13 protein-coding genes are annotated in these 14,222 nt (G+C 58.4%); 4 read left to right on the top strand and 9 right to left on the bottom strand.

Features of this window, described 5'->3' with window-relative positions:
* Positions 1-55: 55 nt before the first annotated feature.
* The 3 genes from AC0TNJ_RS03095 to rpsD form a co-directional block, all read right to left on the bottom strand.
* Positions 56-883: an inositol monophosphatase family protein gene (locus AC0TNJ_RS03095; protein ID WP_473770194.1), complete on the bottom strand. Its 828-nt coding sequence runs from the start codon at positions 881-883 to the stop codon at positions 56-58.
* Positions 873-1,745, bottom strand: coding sequence for a tRNA 2-thiocytidine(32) synthetase TtcA (gene ttcA / locus AC0TNJ_RS03090; protein ID WP_473770193.1), 873 nt, complete (start codon positions 1,743-1,745; stop codon positions 873-875). The genes AC0TNJ_RS03095 and ttcA overlap by 11 nt, the downstream gene beginning before the upstream one ends.
* A 209-nt stretch (positions 1,746-1,954) precedes the next feature.
* Positions 1,955-2,572 carry a 30S ribosomal protein S4 gene (rpsD, locus tag AC0TNJ_RS03085; RefSeq protein ID WP_122000129.1) on the bottom strand — a complete coding sequence of 206 codons (618 nt, stop codon included), beginning with the start codon at positions 2,570-2,572 and terminating at the stop codon, positions 1,955-1,957.
* Between the two features lie 334 nt (positions 2,573-2,906).
* Between rpsD and AC0TNJ_RS03080 the strand changes: the two genes are divergently transcribed.
* On the top strand, positions 2,907-3,959 hold the full coding sequence (locus AC0TNJ_RS03080) for an extensin-like domain-containing protein (protein WP_473770192.1): 1,053 nt from the start codon (positions 2,907-2,909) through the stop codon (positions 3,957-3,959).
* A 118-nt stretch (positions 3,960-4,077) separates the two neighbouring features.
* Positions 4,078-4,503 (top strand): type IV secretion system effector BspC, encoded by a 426-nt coding sequence (bspC, locus tag AC0TNJ_RS03075; protein WP_473770191.1) that lies wholly within the window; start codon positions 4,078-4,080, stop codon positions 4,501-4,503.
* A 45-nt stretch (positions 4,504-4,548) separates the two neighbouring features.
* Here bspC and AC0TNJ_RS03070 read toward each other — a convergent pair whose 3' ends face one another.
* The gene (locus AC0TNJ_RS03070; RefSeq protein WP_122000127.1) at positions 4,549-4,746 is read right to left on the bottom strand and encodes a DUF3008 family protein; all 198 of its coding nucleotides are present in this window, start codon (positions 4,744-4,746) and stop codon (positions 4,549-4,551) included.
* A gap of 55 nt (positions 4,747-4,801) precedes the next feature.
* Entirely contained in the window at positions 4,802-5,215 is a 414-nt protein-coding gene (locus AC0TNJ_RS03065) for a winged helix-turn-helix transcriptional regulator (protein ID WP_473770190.1), read from the bottom strand.
* A 282-nt stretch (positions 5,216-5,497) separates the two neighbouring features.
* Between AC0TNJ_RS03065 and AC0TNJ_RS03060 the strand changes: the two genes are divergently transcribed.
* Entirely contained in the window at positions 5,498-6,139 is a 642-nt protein-coding gene (locus tag AC0TNJ_RS03060; protein ID WP_473770189.1) for an NAD(P)-dependent oxidoreductase, read from the top strand.
* 132 nt (positions 6,140-6,271) lie between these two features.
* Here the strand turns inward: AC0TNJ_RS03060 and dnaE are convergent, their stop codons facing one another.
* Positions 6,272-9,763, bottom strand: a complete 3,492-nt coding sequence (dnaE, locus tag AC0TNJ_RS03055) for a DNA polymerase III subunit alpha (protein ID WP_473767595.1) — start codon at positions 9,761-9,763, stop codon at positions 6,272-6,274.
* A 215-nt stretch (positions 9,764-9,978) separates the two neighbouring features.
* Here dnaE and AC0TNJ_RS03050 point away from each other — a divergent pair, with 215 nt between their 5' ends.
* Positions 9,979-10,389, top strand: coding sequence for a hypothetical protein (locus AC0TNJ_RS03050; RefSeq protein WP_473770188.1), 411 nt, complete (start codon positions 9,979-9,981; stop codon positions 10,387-10,389).
* A gap of 288 nt (positions 10,390-10,677) precedes the next feature.
* Here AC0TNJ_RS03050 and AC0TNJ_RS03045 read toward each other — a convergent pair whose 3' ends face one another.
* From AC0TNJ_RS03045 to proS, 3 genes are read right to left on the bottom strand one after another with little or no spacing between them, the layout of a single operon-like run.
* Positions 10,678-11,361 carry an ABC transporter ATP-binding protein gene (locus AC0TNJ_RS03045; RefSeq protein WP_006466608.1) on the bottom strand — a complete coding sequence of 228 codons (684 nt, stop codon included), beginning with the start codon at positions 11,359-11,361 and terminating at the stop codon, positions 10,678-10,680.
* The gene (locus tag AC0TNJ_RS03040) at positions 11,361-12,677 is read right to left on the bottom strand and encodes a lipoprotein-releasing ABC transporter permease subunit (RefSeq protein WP_473770187.1); all 1,317 of its coding nucleotides are present in this window, start codon (positions 12,675-12,677) and stop codon (positions 11,361-11,363) included. Before AC0TNJ_RS03040 ends, AC0TNJ_RS03045 begins: the two co-directional genes overlap by 1 nt.
* The gene (gene proS / locus AC0TNJ_RS03035; RefSeq protein WP_473770186.1) at positions 12,674-14,002 is read right to left on the bottom strand and encodes a proline--tRNA ligase; all 1,329 of its coding nucleotides are present in this window, start codon (positions 14,000-14,002) and stop codon (positions 12,674-12,676) included. The genes AC0TNJ_RS03040 and proS overlap by 4 nt, the downstream gene beginning before the upstream one ends.
* Positions 14,003-14,222: the final 220 nt, after the last annotated feature.

Below are 14,222 nucleotides of genomic sequence, written 5' to 3'. Positions count from 1 at the left end.
CTTCCAATCCACTCCGCTGCAAGCGCCGAAAACGCAAAATAGAGGCTATGGCCTGCTATTCTTCCCAAAGTGCGGCCTGAATGGATTGCCAGCTCTCCTTGCTCGGCGCCACCAGAAGCCCGCCGCCGGTGTGGGACGGCAGATATGCGCTTCCATCCCACCGCGCCAGATAGCCGCCCGCTTCCTGATGGATCAAGGCTCCGGGAAGATGATCCCAGGGCATCAACTTGTTATAGACCGCGAAATGCGCGCCGCCTGTTGCGATAATCCGATATTCGTGCGCCGCGCAGCGATAGCCAATCTGCGACAGGAATTTCGTATGATTGCGCGCCAGGCGCGACCGCATCGGCTCCGCCGTATACTGCCACGAAATCGAGCCGGTCATCTGATCGATCGGAGCCGGTTCGGCAACGCTAACCCGGCTCAAGTCGCCGCTGGCGCGGCGAATGTAGCTCCCGCCGCCCTTCGAAGCCATGATCCAGTCATTACCGACAGGATCGTGAATGATACCGGCAACGGTTTCGCCTTTCGACACAACCGCAAGCATCACGCCAAAAAGCGGAACGCCGGAGGCAAAGTTGAAAGTGCCGTCGACGGGGTCAATTGTGAAGGCAAGCTCCGCATCATCGAGACCGCCAAGCAAAGCGGGATCGTCGGAACACGCTTCCTCACCGACAATCACCGCGTCGGCAAAGCGTTCCTTGAGCCTTGCGGTGATGTACCGTTCAGCATTCACATCCGCTTCCGTGACCAGATCGGCGGCTGAGGTCTTCTGCCTTATATCGCCAGCATCCAGCCTGCGGAATCGCGGCATGATTTCCTGTCGCGCCGCATCGGCCAGCAAATCCGCCAGCCATTCCATCTGCCCTTCATCAAACCGCATGATCGCCCTCGCCGTTCAACACCAGTCCTGCGAAATCGAACAGCTTGCGATCCAGCAGATGGCTCGGGCGCACATTCGTCATGGCGCGGATCATCGTGTCCTTGCGCCCCGGCATGCGCTTTTCGATGTCGGTCAGCATGGCTTTCATCGCGTTGCGCTGCAACCCGTCCTGACTGCCGCACAGATCGCATGGAATGATCGGAAACTGCATCGCAGTCGCAAATTTTTCGAGATCGTCTTCCGCCGCATAAGCCAGCGGGCGGAACACCATCAGGTCGCCCTCGTCATTGACCAGCTTCGGCGGCATCGCAGCCAGCCGTCCGCCGTGGAACAGGTTCATGAAAAAGGTTTCGAGAATGTCTTCCCGGTGATGACCGAGAACAACCGCCGAACAGCCTTCCTCACGCGCAACCCTATAGAGATTGCCACGACGCAGGCGCGAGCAGAGCGAGCAATAGGTGCTCGTTTCCGGCAGCTTGTCGGTGACGATGGAATAGGTATCCTGATATTCGATCCGGTGTTCGATCCCGTAACGATTGAGAAAATCCGGCAGAATATGCTTGGGAAAATTCGGCTGACCCTGATCGAGATTGACCGCCAGCAGTTCCACCGGCAGCAGGCCGCGCCATTTGAGATCAAGCAGCAGCGCCAGCAGACCGTAGGAATCCTTGCCACCTGAAAGGCAGACCATCCAGCGCTCGCCGGGCTTCACCATCGAGAAATCCTCGATGGCCTGTCGCGTCAGACGCAGGAGGCGCTTGCGCAACTTGTTGAATTCCACCGTGGCCGGCACATCGCGGAACAGGGGATGACAGCCGCTGCCGTCGGCGTCTTCGGCAATATCAGGATCGAAAGCGTTCATCGGGCTTCCCGAAAAATTGAGGATGTTGCAGGCTTCATACCGAAAAGCTGGCGCAGGGAAAACCGGGAAACCGCAATTCTTTGCCGTGAAGTGCCCGATCCTACGCAAAACTGCGTCGCACTTTTGCTGAAAAGGAAAAAGCCGCGCTGCATGCACAGCGCGGCTTTTCGATTTCGGCATATATCCGGCGCGCCTGAGCGCGCACAGGATTAACGCGAATAGAATTCGACGACCAGGTTCGGTTCCATCTGGACGGCGTAAGGCACATCCGAAAGGGTCGGAACGCGGGAGTAGGTCGCAACCAGCTTGTTGTGATCGACTTCGATATATTCCGGAACATCACGTTCTGCGAGCTGAATAGCTTCGAGAACGATAACCAGCTGCTTCGACTTTTCGCGGACTTCAACAACGTCACCGGCCTTCAGGCGGTAGGACTGGATGTTGACGCGGCGACCGTTCACATTCACGTGGCCGTGGTTGATGAACTGGCGGGCAGCGAAGATCGTCGGAACGAACTTGGCGCGGTATACGACTGCGTCGAGACGCGATTCCAGCAGACCGATCAGGTTTTCGCCGGTGTCGCCCTTGCGGCGAGCGGCTTCTTCATAGGTCTTGCGGAACTGCTTTTCGGAAATGTCGCCGTAGAAGCCCTTGAGCTTCTGCTTTGCGCGCAGCTGCACACCAAAGTCCGACAGCTTGCCCTTGCGGCGCTGGCCGTGCTGGCCCGGGCCATATTCACGACGGTTTACCGGGGACTTCGGACGGCCCCAGATGTTTTCGCCAAGACGGCGATCAATTTTGTACTTAGCGGATTCGCGCTTGCTCATCGCATTTCCTTCAAAGGTTATAGCGCCGGAGGCGCTGGAGGAAACGCGCCCTCCTCTGCCCTCCTTTCGGAGAACTGACAGGATGAAGCGCGCGAGCGCAATCTTCATCCACGGGACACGTCAAATGAAACGCCGGTGCGAATACGCGCCAGCGATGGGCGGCTTTTAGTCATGCAGCTATTGTCTTGTCAAGCACGCAGGGTTGAAAAAGCCGGAAAAACCGGTGTTCGGCACGTGTTTCCTACCATTTGCTACGCCCTGCCATCAAGCGTGAAGGAACGCCATTCCCTGTTTCATCATTAGCCCTGACTGAACTTCTACTCATGAGGCTTCAATGGCTCTGTTTTTGCTTCCGTCCGGCAAGGATGCATTTACCGCTCTGATCGCGCTTGGGCTCGTTACGATACCGTCTTTATCCGGCACTTTTACCGGCGAGGCGCAGGCGCAGACCTTCATCGAACGCATTCTCAAACAGGACGCACAGAAGGCAAAGCCACATCGCAAACGCCCGGCGGCGAGGCACACACAAAGGAAATCCGCCGCAAAGCAACAAACAGCAAGACCCACACCAAAGGCTGAAGCGGAACCCGGCATCGCCCTGCCCGTGCCAATCCCCGCGCCGCGCCCGGAGGAACCGGGAAAGAATAAACCGGAACCGGAAACCACACCCGTTCCCGAGGAAAAGCCGGATACGAAACCGCAGGAACAACCGCACACCGCTCCTCCTCCATCTCCGGATCTTCCGGCGAAACCTTCAGAACCGGCCGGCAATCCGAAGCAGACAGACGAAAAGCGGCAGGAAGCCAAGCCGGAAAGCGACGAGCGAATCTATCAGGTGTCCTGCCCGGCGCTCATTTCCGGAGAAGTCGAGGGCAAGCTCCTGCCTCCGATCAAGGACGGCGAGCAATGCGGCGTTCATTCCCCTTTGTCCCTGACCGCCATCGGCAAGGAGGAGCCTTTGAAATTCGCCAATGCGGTGACCACGAATTGCGCGATGGCGGTGACGCTGGCGCAGTGGAGCGCCGCGGTCGCAAAGGCCGCGCAGGATGTTTACGGTCCGGGTTCAAAAATCACCGAAATCGGCGTCGGCTCGGATTATCAATGCCGGAAGGTAAACGGCGCTTCGTCGGGGCGGGTTTCCGAGCACGCCTTCGCCAATGCGCTCGACATCATGTCGTTTACGTTTTCAGACGGCAGCAAAACCCGGCTGGAAAGCGGCTGGAATGGCGCGGACAAGGAAAAGGCTTTCTGGCGTGCGGTGCACAGCGCAAGTTGCAAGCTTTTCATGACCGTCATCGGTCCAGACGGCGATGCCGCCCATCGCACCAACATGCATCTCGATCAGGGGTGCCATGGCAAATCCTGTCTTGCACGCATTTGCCAATGAGCTATCGTAAGCATCGGAATTTCATAAAAAAATCAGAATTGCGCCTGTAAGCTGCTTTCCATTATCGGTTCAATCCTGCCAATCGCGGTGAATGGCGGGTTTCCAGAAGGACATGGGCATGAAATCGACCAAACTCATATTTTCCGTCATTTTCGCACTTGGCTTTTCCGCCGCCGCTCATGCGGACGCCGTTCCGAAGAGAACGAAGGATTTTACGGCGAATTACCAGACTCTGGTGAAGGATCAACAGGCAGCCCCACAGATCGCGGACTGCATTGCGAGCGCCTATGATTATGTGAAGAAAAGCAAGAAATATGACCGCCTCGGCTTTACCAAGGACGACATTTCTGCTGCTCAAACCAATGACAAGTCTTCAAAATTCAGTTCCAGCGACCCGCGTAAGGTTTCCGCTGTGATTTCGGTTCCCGGCGGAGCGCGCAACAAGGGCGTTTCGGCGAAATGGGACAGCATCACGCTGCGCTGCGGCATTACCGACGGCAAGCTGAAGGCGATCGAACTCGCTCCAAGCGCGGCGGGCAAGTAAGACACAACAATTGCGGCGAATGCCTGATGGCGCTCGCCATTTCATTCAATGCTTCTTTCCGCTTTCCTTGTGCTGCGGCAAGCCTTTGCGTCTGGTCTCCGCGAATTCTTCCAGTTCCTTTTCGGTCATCGATTCATACATTTGTTTCGACGCACCAAAGAGTTCGCTCTTCTTCATTTCACCGCGCTTGGCGGCAAGGGCTGCGCCAGCTGCTTTCTGTTGGGCCTGTGATTTTGCGGGCATTGGCCTTCTCCCTGTTTCGACAGGATGAACGCATATGGAGGGGGCCGGTTCCGGATTAATCGCCGTTTCCGTCAAAACGTGAACGCGCAACGCGAAGGGCTGCGCGGTTTCTGACGGCCCACTGACCCAGCACGTCGATGGGAACAGCCAGAGAATGCCCCAGTTCGGTCAGCGAATATTCCACTTCCGGCGGGGATGTCGGACGCACATGCCGCGACACAAGGCCATCCCGCTCCAGCGACCGCAGCGTGACCGTCAGCATGCGCTGCGAGATTCCTTCAATGGCGCGCCGCAGCGCATTGAAACGCATGGAACCACCCTGAAGGTTGAAAATGACGAGGATGCTCCAGGTGTCGCCAACCCGGTCCAGCACTTCGCGGATCGGGCAGGAACCGTCATCACCGGTTTCAAAGGCAGGCGTCGCAGAGAGCAAAGGCGTCTTGCCATCAGGACGTGTCGGTATGGTCATCTTGTTTCTCCGGAAAAACCGGCCCTCCATTTCACCGTCGACGCTGGCGTCCTTCCAGAAGCGCGGCAGCATACGGAAAATACGTTTTAAAACAATGCTATAAACAGACTGGGAAGCTCCTTCCCTCCTCTGAGCCCTTGCCTTTGGCACGGTTACTTCCATGTATCCTGACCATGTAAAAGTGCGTTCTTCACAAGCATTGCGGCATGACTTATGTGGTTATCAGAAATAACCTGCTTATGAAACATACCTTAATTCGTTCAATGCGAGAAGGAGAATATCATGGTCAAGATCGCACTCATCGGCGCAACGGGATTTGTGGGCGCTGCAATTCTCAAGGAAGCCGCAGCACGCGGCAATCAGGTGACCGCTCTGGTTCGCCATCCCGAGAAAGTTGAAAAGCTTGCCAATGTTACCGCAGTGAAGGCTGACGTGTTCGACACCGATGCGCTTGCAAGCCAGCTTGCAGGCCACGACATCGTGATTTCGGCCTACAATCCGGGCTGGGGCGACAAGGATATCCGCGAAAAGCACATCAATGGCAGCCGCTCCATCACCGAAGCCACCAAGAAAGCCGGCATCAAGCGCCTGATAGCGGTTGGCGGCGCTGGCAGCCTTTCGATCAACGGCAAGCAATTGGTCGACTCGCCCGAATTCCCTGCTGAATGGAAGGAAGGTGCGCTCGGGGCGCGTCAGGCACTTGAAGACCTGCGCGGCGAGGATGGGCTGGAATGGACATTGGTGTCGCCAGCGATCATTCTCCAGCCGGGTGAACGCACTGGAAAATATCGTCTCGGCGGAGACGAACCAGTGTTCGACGACAAGGGCGAAAGCAAGATTTCGGTCGCTGATCTGGCCGTCGCCATTCTCGACGAGGCAGAAAAAGGCCAGCATATCCGCAAGCGCTTCACAGCCGCCTATTGACGGCAATCACAAAAACGCCATGTTTTTGACAGGCGTTCGCCGCAAAATCGGTGGTGAAAAAGCTCCATCGCCACCGGTTTTTCGCGCAAGCAGACCGCAAAACGGGCCCGCCCCCGTTTTGCCTTAATTATTTCAAACCAACTCCACGTCCACGACGCCCTGAATGGATTTCATGGCGCTGGCGATCTGCGGACTGACGCGATAGCGATGCGGCAGCTCGATCTCGACTTCCCGCTGGCCGTTATCCTTGATGACGATGAGACTCACCTGCCCGTCGCCGCGCGTGTTGAAATGCGGCGCGATATGGCGGACCGCATCGGCCGAGCGCAGATAAAGCCGCATCGCCTTTTGCATCCGGCAGGCCTCATCTTCGAGCGACTGCACCGTCTGGATGCGCAAGCCAATGCCTTCGGGACGGTTTTCCGCCTGAACCGTGATCACCACCGACTTGCCGCTTTCCAGCAGATCGCGATATTGCGCCAGGCCTTCTGAAAACAGCACCGCCTCGAACTGGCCGCTGGCGTCCGACAATGACACAATACCCATCTTGTTGCCGGTGCGGGTCTTGCGTTCCTGCCGCGCTGTCACGGTGCCTGCCAGACGCCCGGCATTGGCGCCGCGCTTGACGGCGGCGGAGAAATCCGCCCAGCTTTGAACGCGCATACGGTTCAGCACGTCGCGATATTCATCAAGCGGATGCGCCGACAGATAGAAGCCGACCGCCTGAAACTCGCGATGCAGCATTTCCGATGGCAGCCAGGGTGCTGCCTGCGGCAGGATAAGCTTTTCCTTGGGCGCGCCGGACAGGCCGAAAATATCGGACTGGCCGCTTGCGGCATTTTCCTGCGTGCGCTGGGCAAAGCCCATGATGCGGTCCATGCCCGCACTCATGGCCGGGCGCTCGCGACCGAAGCAATCCATCGCGCCGGCATTGATGAGGCTTTCCAGCACCCGCCGGTTGACGATGCGCGGATCGACCCGCTCGCAGAAATCCTCAAGGCTTTCGAAAGGCTTTTCGGCCCGCACCTCGACAATATGATCGACAGCCGCTTCGCCGACGCCCTTGATGGCGGCGAGCGAGTAGAAAATCTTTTTCTCGCCAACCTCGAACGGACGGAAGGAAGTCATCACCGATGGCGGCACGACCTCAATGCCCAGACGGTTCGCCTCGCGGCGGAAATCGTTGAGCTTGTCAGTGTTCGACATATCGTAGGTCATCGACGCAGCGAGGAACTCGACCGGATAATGCGCCTTCATATAGGCTGTCTGGTAAGAGACGATGGCATAAGCGGCGGCGTGCGACTTGTTGAAGCCGTAGTCGGCGAACTTGGCCAGCAGGTCGAAGATCATGTTGGCCTGCGCCTTGTCGACGCCGCCTTCAATCGCGCCATCCACAAAACGGACGCGCTGCTTGTCCATCTCCTCGCGGATCTTCTTGCCCATGGCGCGGCGCAGAAGGTCAGCTTCACCGAGCGAATAGCCGGACAGCACCTGCGCGATCTGCATCACCTGTTCCTGATAGACGATAACGCCTTGCGTTTCCTTGATCAGGTGATCGATCTTCGGGTGAATGGAGGCAATCTCCTCCTCGCCGTTCTTGCGCGCATTATAGGTCGGGATATTCTCCATCGGGCCGGGACGATAAAGTGCGACAAGCGCAATAATGTCCTCAATCCGGTCCGGGCGCATGCCGAGCAGCGCCTTGCGCATACCAGCACTTTCAACCTGGAACACGCCGACCGTTTCGCCGCGCGACAGCATTTCATAAGTGAGCGGATCATCGAGCGGCACATGGGACAGGTCGATCTCGATGCCCTTGCGCGCCACCAGCTTGACCGCCGTTTCCAGAACGGTCAGCGTCTTGAGGCCGAGAAAGTCGAACTTGACCAGTCCCGCCTGCTCGACCCATTTCATGTTGAACTGGGTGACCGGCATGTCGGATCGCGGATCGCGATACATGGGTACCAGTTCCGACAACGGACGGTCACCGATCACGATACCGGCGGCGTGGGTCGAGGCGTGGCGGTAAAGCCCCTCAAGCTTGAGCGCCATATCGAGAAGCCGCCCGACGACCGGCTCCTTCTCGCGCTCCTCGTTGATCTTCGGTTCGGTGTCGATTGCCTGCGCCAGCGACACAGGATTGGCCGGGTTCTGCGGCACCAGCTTGCAGAGACGGTCGACCTGACCGTAAGGCATTTCCAGAACGCGCCCCACATCGCGCAGCACGGCGCGGGCCTGCAAGGTTCCGAAAGTGATGATCTGCGCAACCTGATCGCGCCCGTATTTTTCCTGCACATAGCGGATCACCTCTTCGCGGCGATCCTGACAGAAATCGATATCGAAGTCGGGCATCGAAACGCGGTCCGGGTTCAGGAAGCGTTCGAAAAGCAGGGAGAAACGCAGCGGATCGACGTCGGTAATCGTCAGCGCATAGGCGACGAGCGAACCGGCACCCGAACCACGGCCCGGTCCGACCGGAATGCCATGGGCCTTGGCCCATTTGATGAAGTCGGCAACGATCAGGAAGTAGCCGGGGAACTTCATGCGGGTGATGATGCCGATCTCGTATTCGAGACGCTCGGCATATTGCTCCGCCGTATAGCCTTCCGCGAGGCCCGCCGTTTCGAGGCGCATCTTCAAGCCTTCGCGCGCCTGCCGCGCCAGTTCGTCAGCCTCGGCCTGAACGGCCGCTTCCGGATCGTCCGATTCGCCCGTGAAGCGCGGCAGGATCGGCTTGCGCGTCTGCGTGTACCAGCTGCAGCGCTGGGCAATCTCCACCGTGTTTTCGAGCGCTTCCGGCAGATCGGCAAAGAGCGCCGCCATTTCCGCACGGCTTTTCAGATGATGATCCGGCGTCAGGCGGCGGCGATCATCATTTGAGAGAATCTGGCCTTCCGCAATGGCGAGAAGCGCATCATGGGCCTCGAAATCTTCCGCCTTGAGAAAGAACGCCTCATTGGTGGCCACCAGAGGCAGGTCCATCTCATAGGCAAGCGCCACCGTCTTTGCTTCCAGCGCACGGTCGTAGCCTGCCTGACGCTGCAATTCGACATAGAGCCTGTCGCCGAAGGCTTCCCGCAGGAAAGCCAGCCGCGCCTCCGCCCTGTCGGGACGGTCGGCGGCAAAAGCCCGGCCGATCGGTCCCAGTGCGCCGCCGGAAAGCACGATGACATCTTTCGCCAATGGCGGCAGCCAGCTGGCCTCAATATGCACCGGATCACCTGCCGGTGTTTCCAGAAACGCGCGACTGACGAGCCGCACGATGTTCGCATAGCCCTCTTCCGTTGCCGCGAGCAGCACGATCGGGGCAAGGTCCAGCGCAACCCGGCGATTGACGCTGCGGCCATTATCATTGTGGTCGCCGAAGGCAACATCGACCTGACAACCGATGATGGGTTGCAGCCCGTCCTTCGATGCCTTCTGCGCAAATTCAAGCGCACCGAACAGATTGTTGGTGTCGGTGACTGCGATAGCCGGTGCCTCATCGGCAATCGCCTGTTTGATGATCTTGCCGAGCGGCAATGCGCCCTCCAGCAAGGAATAGGCCGAGTGTACACGCAGATGCACGAAACGTGGCGTCAAAGCACCGTCATTTGCTGCGCTGGCTGCTGCTGCATCACTCATTCCATCGACCCCGATCATCTGCCGAGCCGCCCGGATGGACATACATCCGGCGCTCCAAATCCATGCAACGGACTTTCCGAAAATCGATTTCGATCTTCGAGCCGATACAGTAGCCGCGTGATAGCACATTGCTTCAAGCATGAACCACATTTGTGATTCATCACGGCTGGCGACTCTGTCGCCTGAAAGCATCAGTTTCGGGGAATGATGTGGCGATGTCCAGTAAGACTATCGCCGCCCTGGCGCGGGTTCACAGGAACCCGCCAAAGCACTTCCAGTTTTTCCGAAATCACCGGAAATGCCCTATCTTTTTACGCATGTCCTTTTCCCCAAAACCGGTTCCCGCCTTTGGGAGACATGCTCTATTTCCTTCAAATCGCGCTCACCCAGATGGCGAAGGTTGCAATGAACAGGCTTACCGAAATGAAAGACAGAACGTCGTGGACGAGATCGGTCATGTGAGAAACTCCTCTGTGTTCACGTATGTTTATTTTTTGTTCTATTTTTGTTCCAAAGTCAACACCCGTTTAGCAACGGCATTCATTTTAGGGTTTACGAATAGTGAATACACAACCGCAGGCCGGGCCACGGAAGAACAGGGGGATGGTGGTGCTGCCGGGCTTTGAACGAGGCCTGTTCAGGCGGAGCGGCACCTCGCCCTTCGAGACGCCGCCTGCGGCGGCTTCTCAGGATGAGGCGCTGGGCCGCGCTCGGGCGCAACGCGATGCCCCAATATAGAAATGCAATTCAGCGGACCGCATCTGCCCTGAGTACATTCAACCCAGAGCAACTAGAGCAAATGGCCGGAGCGTCGATCAGGCCGGAACGCGCTGATAGCGGAAACCGCACCTCGCCCTTCGTGACGCCGCCTGCGGCGGCTTCTCAGGATGAGGTGCTAAGGTAATCTGGAAATATTAGAGGTCGACGACCTTGCCGTCCTTCAGCGTCACGCGCCGGTCCATGCGGCCAGCCAGTTCGTGATTGTGGGTGGCGATGAGGGCAGCAAGTCCCGACTGGCGCACGAGCGCTTCCAGGGCACCGAAGACATAAGAGGATGTCGTCGGGTCGAGGTTGCCGGTCGGTTCGTCCGCCAGAAGAACGAGCGGCGCATTGGCGACGGCACGGGCAATGGCGACACGCTGCTGCTCGCCGCCGGAAAGTTCCGACGGGCGATGCGAGGCACGCTTGCCGATCTTCATATATTCAAGAAGCTGCTGTGCGCGCTCCGCTGCCTGCTTCTTCGACAATCCGCGGATCATTTGCGGCATCATCACGTTTTCCAGCGCGGAAAATTCCGGCAGGAGGTGATGGAACTGATAGACGAAGCCGATGTCGTTGCGGCGCACCGCCGTCCGCTCATCGTCGGAAAGCTTGCTGCAGGAGCGCCCGTCAAGGAAAACCTCTCCCTCATCGGGACGTTCCAGAAGGCCAGCGGTGTGCAGCAAGGTTGACTTGCCCGCGCCCGATGGCGCGACAAGCGCAACCATCTCGCCGCGACGAAGCGTGAAATCGGCATCCTTGAGGATCACCAGTTCACGGTCGGCTTCCTTATAGGCGCGGCCGACCCGTTGCAGCCGCATGATGATTTCAGCCGCCATTATTCGTACCTCAATGCTTCGACAGGATCGAGCTTGGCAGCGCGCCAGGCCGGGAAAATGGTGGCGATGAACGAAAGCACCAGAGCCATGACGATGACGGAAATCGTCTCGCCCGGGTCCATTTTCGCAGGCAGTTGGCTCAGGAAATAGAGTTCCGGATTGAAAAGCGTGGTGCCGGAGAGCCACGAGAAAAACTCGCGGATGCGCTCGACATTGAGGCACACGACGACGCCCAGAACCACACCCGCCACCGTGCCGGTGACGCCGATGGCAGCGCCCGTCATCAGGAATATGCGCATCACCGCGCCGCGGGTTGCCCCCATGGTGCGCAGGATCGCAATGTCATGCCCCTTGTCCTTCACCAGCATGATGAGGCCGGAAATGATGTTGAGCGCCGCCACGAGCACGATCAGCGTCAGGATCATGAACATGACATTGCGCTCGACTTCCAGCGCCGAGAAGAAAGTCTGGTTGCGCTGGCGCCAGTCGACGAGCGAGAGCTGGCGTCCTGCCGCCTCTTCCACAGGCGCGCGCATCGCATCCACCTTGTCGGGATTATCGACAAAGATTTCAAGCGATTGCACCTTGCCTTCCTGATTGAAGAAAAGCTGCGCCTCGGAAAGCGGCATCATGACAATCGACGCGTCATATTCCGACATGCCGATCTCGAAGATGGCGACAATCGGATAGGCCTTCACGCGCGGATTGACGCCGAAGGGGGTCACATCGCCATCGGGCGAGATCACGCGCAGCGTATCGCCGATGGAAAGGCCGAGATTTTCCGCCATGCGGGTGCCGATGGCGACCCCGCCCGCCTGATCGAAGCCCTGGAGCGTGCCCTGGCGAATATTGCTGGAAACGAGCTTGAGCTTTTCGAGATCTTCCTCACGCAAGCCCCGGATCAGCGCGCCGTTGCCAGCGCCGATATTGCCCTGCACAAGCGCCTGCCCTTCCACCACGGGAATGGCGAACTTGATGCCGGAAATGCCGTCGATCCGCTTGATGAGATCGGCATAATCGTCCAGCGGACGGTCAATCGGCTGCATGATGAGATGGCCGTTGATGCCGAGAATGCGCGAAAGAAGCTCGGCGCGGAAGCCGTTCATCACCGCCATGACGATGATGAGGGTCGCCACGCCCAGCATGATGCCGGTGAAGGAAAACCCGGCAATGACCGAGATGAAAGTCTCGCGGCGGCGCGCACGCAGATATCGCCAGGCGATCATCCGCTCATAGGCCGAGAATGGACCCGACTTCGGAGCCTTTTGGGCCACCTTTGCCTTGTCCCCGGATTTTGCTGCCGCCGCGTTGCTCATGCTTCTGCCGTCAAGAGATTGATTGCGGCTTCAACGCTCAGGTTCTGGCGTTCGCCGGTCTTGCGATCCTTGATTTCGACTTCACCGGCGGCAACGCCGCGCGGGCCGACGATCACCTGCGTCGGCAGGCCGATCAGGTCCATCGTGGCGAACTTCGCGCCCGGACGGTCATCGGTGTCGTCGAGCAGCGGATCGACGCCTGCATTGGTCAGCGCCTCGTAGAGCTTTTCGCTCACGGCGTCACAACCTTCATCGCCCGGCTTCATGTTGACGATACCGGCACCGAACGGCGCGATGGCCTTCGGCCAGATAATGCCTGCATCGTCGTGGAAGGCTTCAATGGCGGCCGCGACAAGGCGCGACGGGCCGATGCCGTAGGAACCCATGGATACCAGATGTTCCTTGCCGTCCGGGCCCTGCACTTTCGCGCCCATCGGTTCGGAATATTTGGTGCCGAAATGGAAGATGTGGCCGACTTCGATGCCGCGCGCGGAAACCTGATTTTCAGGCTTCACCTTGGCCCAGTCGGCCTCGTCGTGCATTTCGTCTGTCGCCGCATAAGGCGTCGTCCAGCGCTGGACGATGTCGGTCAGCTGCGCATCGTTGCGGAAATCGGTGTCCGCGCCCGGCACGGCCAGATCGAGATAGGCCTTGTCGCAGAAAACCTGGCTTTCGCCGGTTTCCGCCAGAATGATGAATTCGTGGGAAAGATCGCCGCCAATCGGGCCGGTATCGGCGCGCATCGGGATCGCCTGCAAGCCGACGCGGGCAAAGGTGCGCAGATAAGACACGAACATGCGGTAGTACGCCATTTTCGCGCCCTCATAATCTAGGTCGAACGAATAGGCGTCCTTCATCAGAAATTCGCGCGAGCGCATGACGCCGAAACGCGGGCGCACTTCATCGCGGAACTTCCACTGGATGTGGTAGAGATTGAGCGGCAGGTCCTTGTAGGAGCGCACATAGGAGCGGAAAATATCCGTGACCATTTCCTCGTTGGTCGGGCCAAAGAGCATTTCACGCTCCTGGCGGTCCTGGATGCGCAGCATTTCCTTGCCATAGGCGTCATAGCGGCCGCTTTCGCGCCACAGGTCGGCAGACTGGATGGTCGGCATCAGGATTTCATTGGCGCCGGCGCGGTTCTGCTCTTCACGAATGATGTCGCAGACCTTGTTCAGCACCTTCAGGCCGATCGGCAGCCAGGCGTAAATGCCGGCCGACTGTTGACGGATCATGCCCGAACGCAGCATCAGCCTGTGGGAGACGATTTCCGCCTCCTTGGGGTTTTCCTTCAGAATAGGCAAAAAATACCGCGACAGACGCATCGTAACCACCAATCAAGAGGGACTGCCTGAATGCTTCAAGAATCAGGCAAAAATTAAGCATATTCGTCGGTTTCTTACCGGGTTCTAGATCGGTTGGAAACCCGCCTGGAAAAGCTTTCGCGGCAGCGGATTTCCCCATCCACAGCCATGATCGCCTGCCGAATGAACGGTCCGCGCGAAACAGGGCATCCAGATTCACATTCAAATTCAATATATTACA

It is taken from the genome of Ochrobactrum sp. PL_is483 (assembly GCF_055816855.1).
The sequence above is the reverse complement of the archived record's forward strand: the minus strand, read 5'-3'. Positions and strand labels throughout refer to the sequence as shown.

Coding starts and splice junctions, on each gene's coding strand:
- AC0TNJ_RS03095 (WP_473770194.1), bottom strand. CDS start 883: ATGCGGTTTGATGAAGGGCAGATGGAATGGCTGGCGGATTTGCTGGCC.
- ttcA (WP_473770193.1), bottom strand. CDS start 1,745: ATGAACGCTTTCGATCCTGATATTGCCGAAGACGCCGACGGCAGCGGC.
- rpsD (WP_122000129.1), bottom strand. CDS start 2,572: ATGAGCAAGCGCGAATCCGCTAAGTACAAAATTGATCGCCGTCTTGGC.
- AC0TNJ_RS03080 (WP_473770192.1), top strand. CDS start 2,907: ATGGCTCTGTTTTTGCTTCCGTCCGGCAAGGATGCATTTACCGCTCTG.
- bspC (WP_473770191.1), top strand. CDS start 4,078: ATGAAATCGACCAAACTCATATTTTCCGTCATTTTCGCACTTGGCTTT.
- AC0TNJ_RS03070 (WP_122000127.1), bottom strand. CDS start 4,746: ATGCCCGCAAAATCACAGGCCCAACAGAAAGCAGCTGGCGCAGCCCTT.
- AC0TNJ_RS03065 (WP_473770190.1), bottom strand. CDS start 5,215: ATGACCATACCGACACGTCCTGATGGCAAGACGCCTTTGCTCTCTGCG.
- AC0TNJ_RS03060 (WP_473770189.1), top strand. CDS start 5,498: ATGGTCAAGATCGCACTCATCGGCGCAACGGGATTTGTGGGCGCTGCA.
- dnaE (WP_473767595.1), bottom strand. CDS start 9,763: ATGAGTGATGCAGCAGCAGCCAGCGCAGCAAATGACGGTGCTTTGACG.
- AC0TNJ_RS03050 (WP_473770188.1), top strand. CDS start 9,979: ATGTCCAGTAAGACTATCGCCGCCCTGGCGCGGGTTCACAGGAACCCG.
- AC0TNJ_RS03045 (WP_006466608.1), bottom strand. CDS start 11,361: ATGGCGGCTGAAATCATCATGCGGCTGCAACGGGTCGGCCGCGCCTAT.
- AC0TNJ_RS03040 (WP_473770187.1), bottom strand. CDS start 12,677: ATGAGCAACGCGGCGGCAGCAAAATCCGGGGACAAGGCAAAGGTGGCC.
- proS (WP_473770186.1), bottom strand. CDS start 14,002: ATGCGTCTGTCGCGGTATTTTTTGCCTATTCTGAAGGAAAACCCCAAG.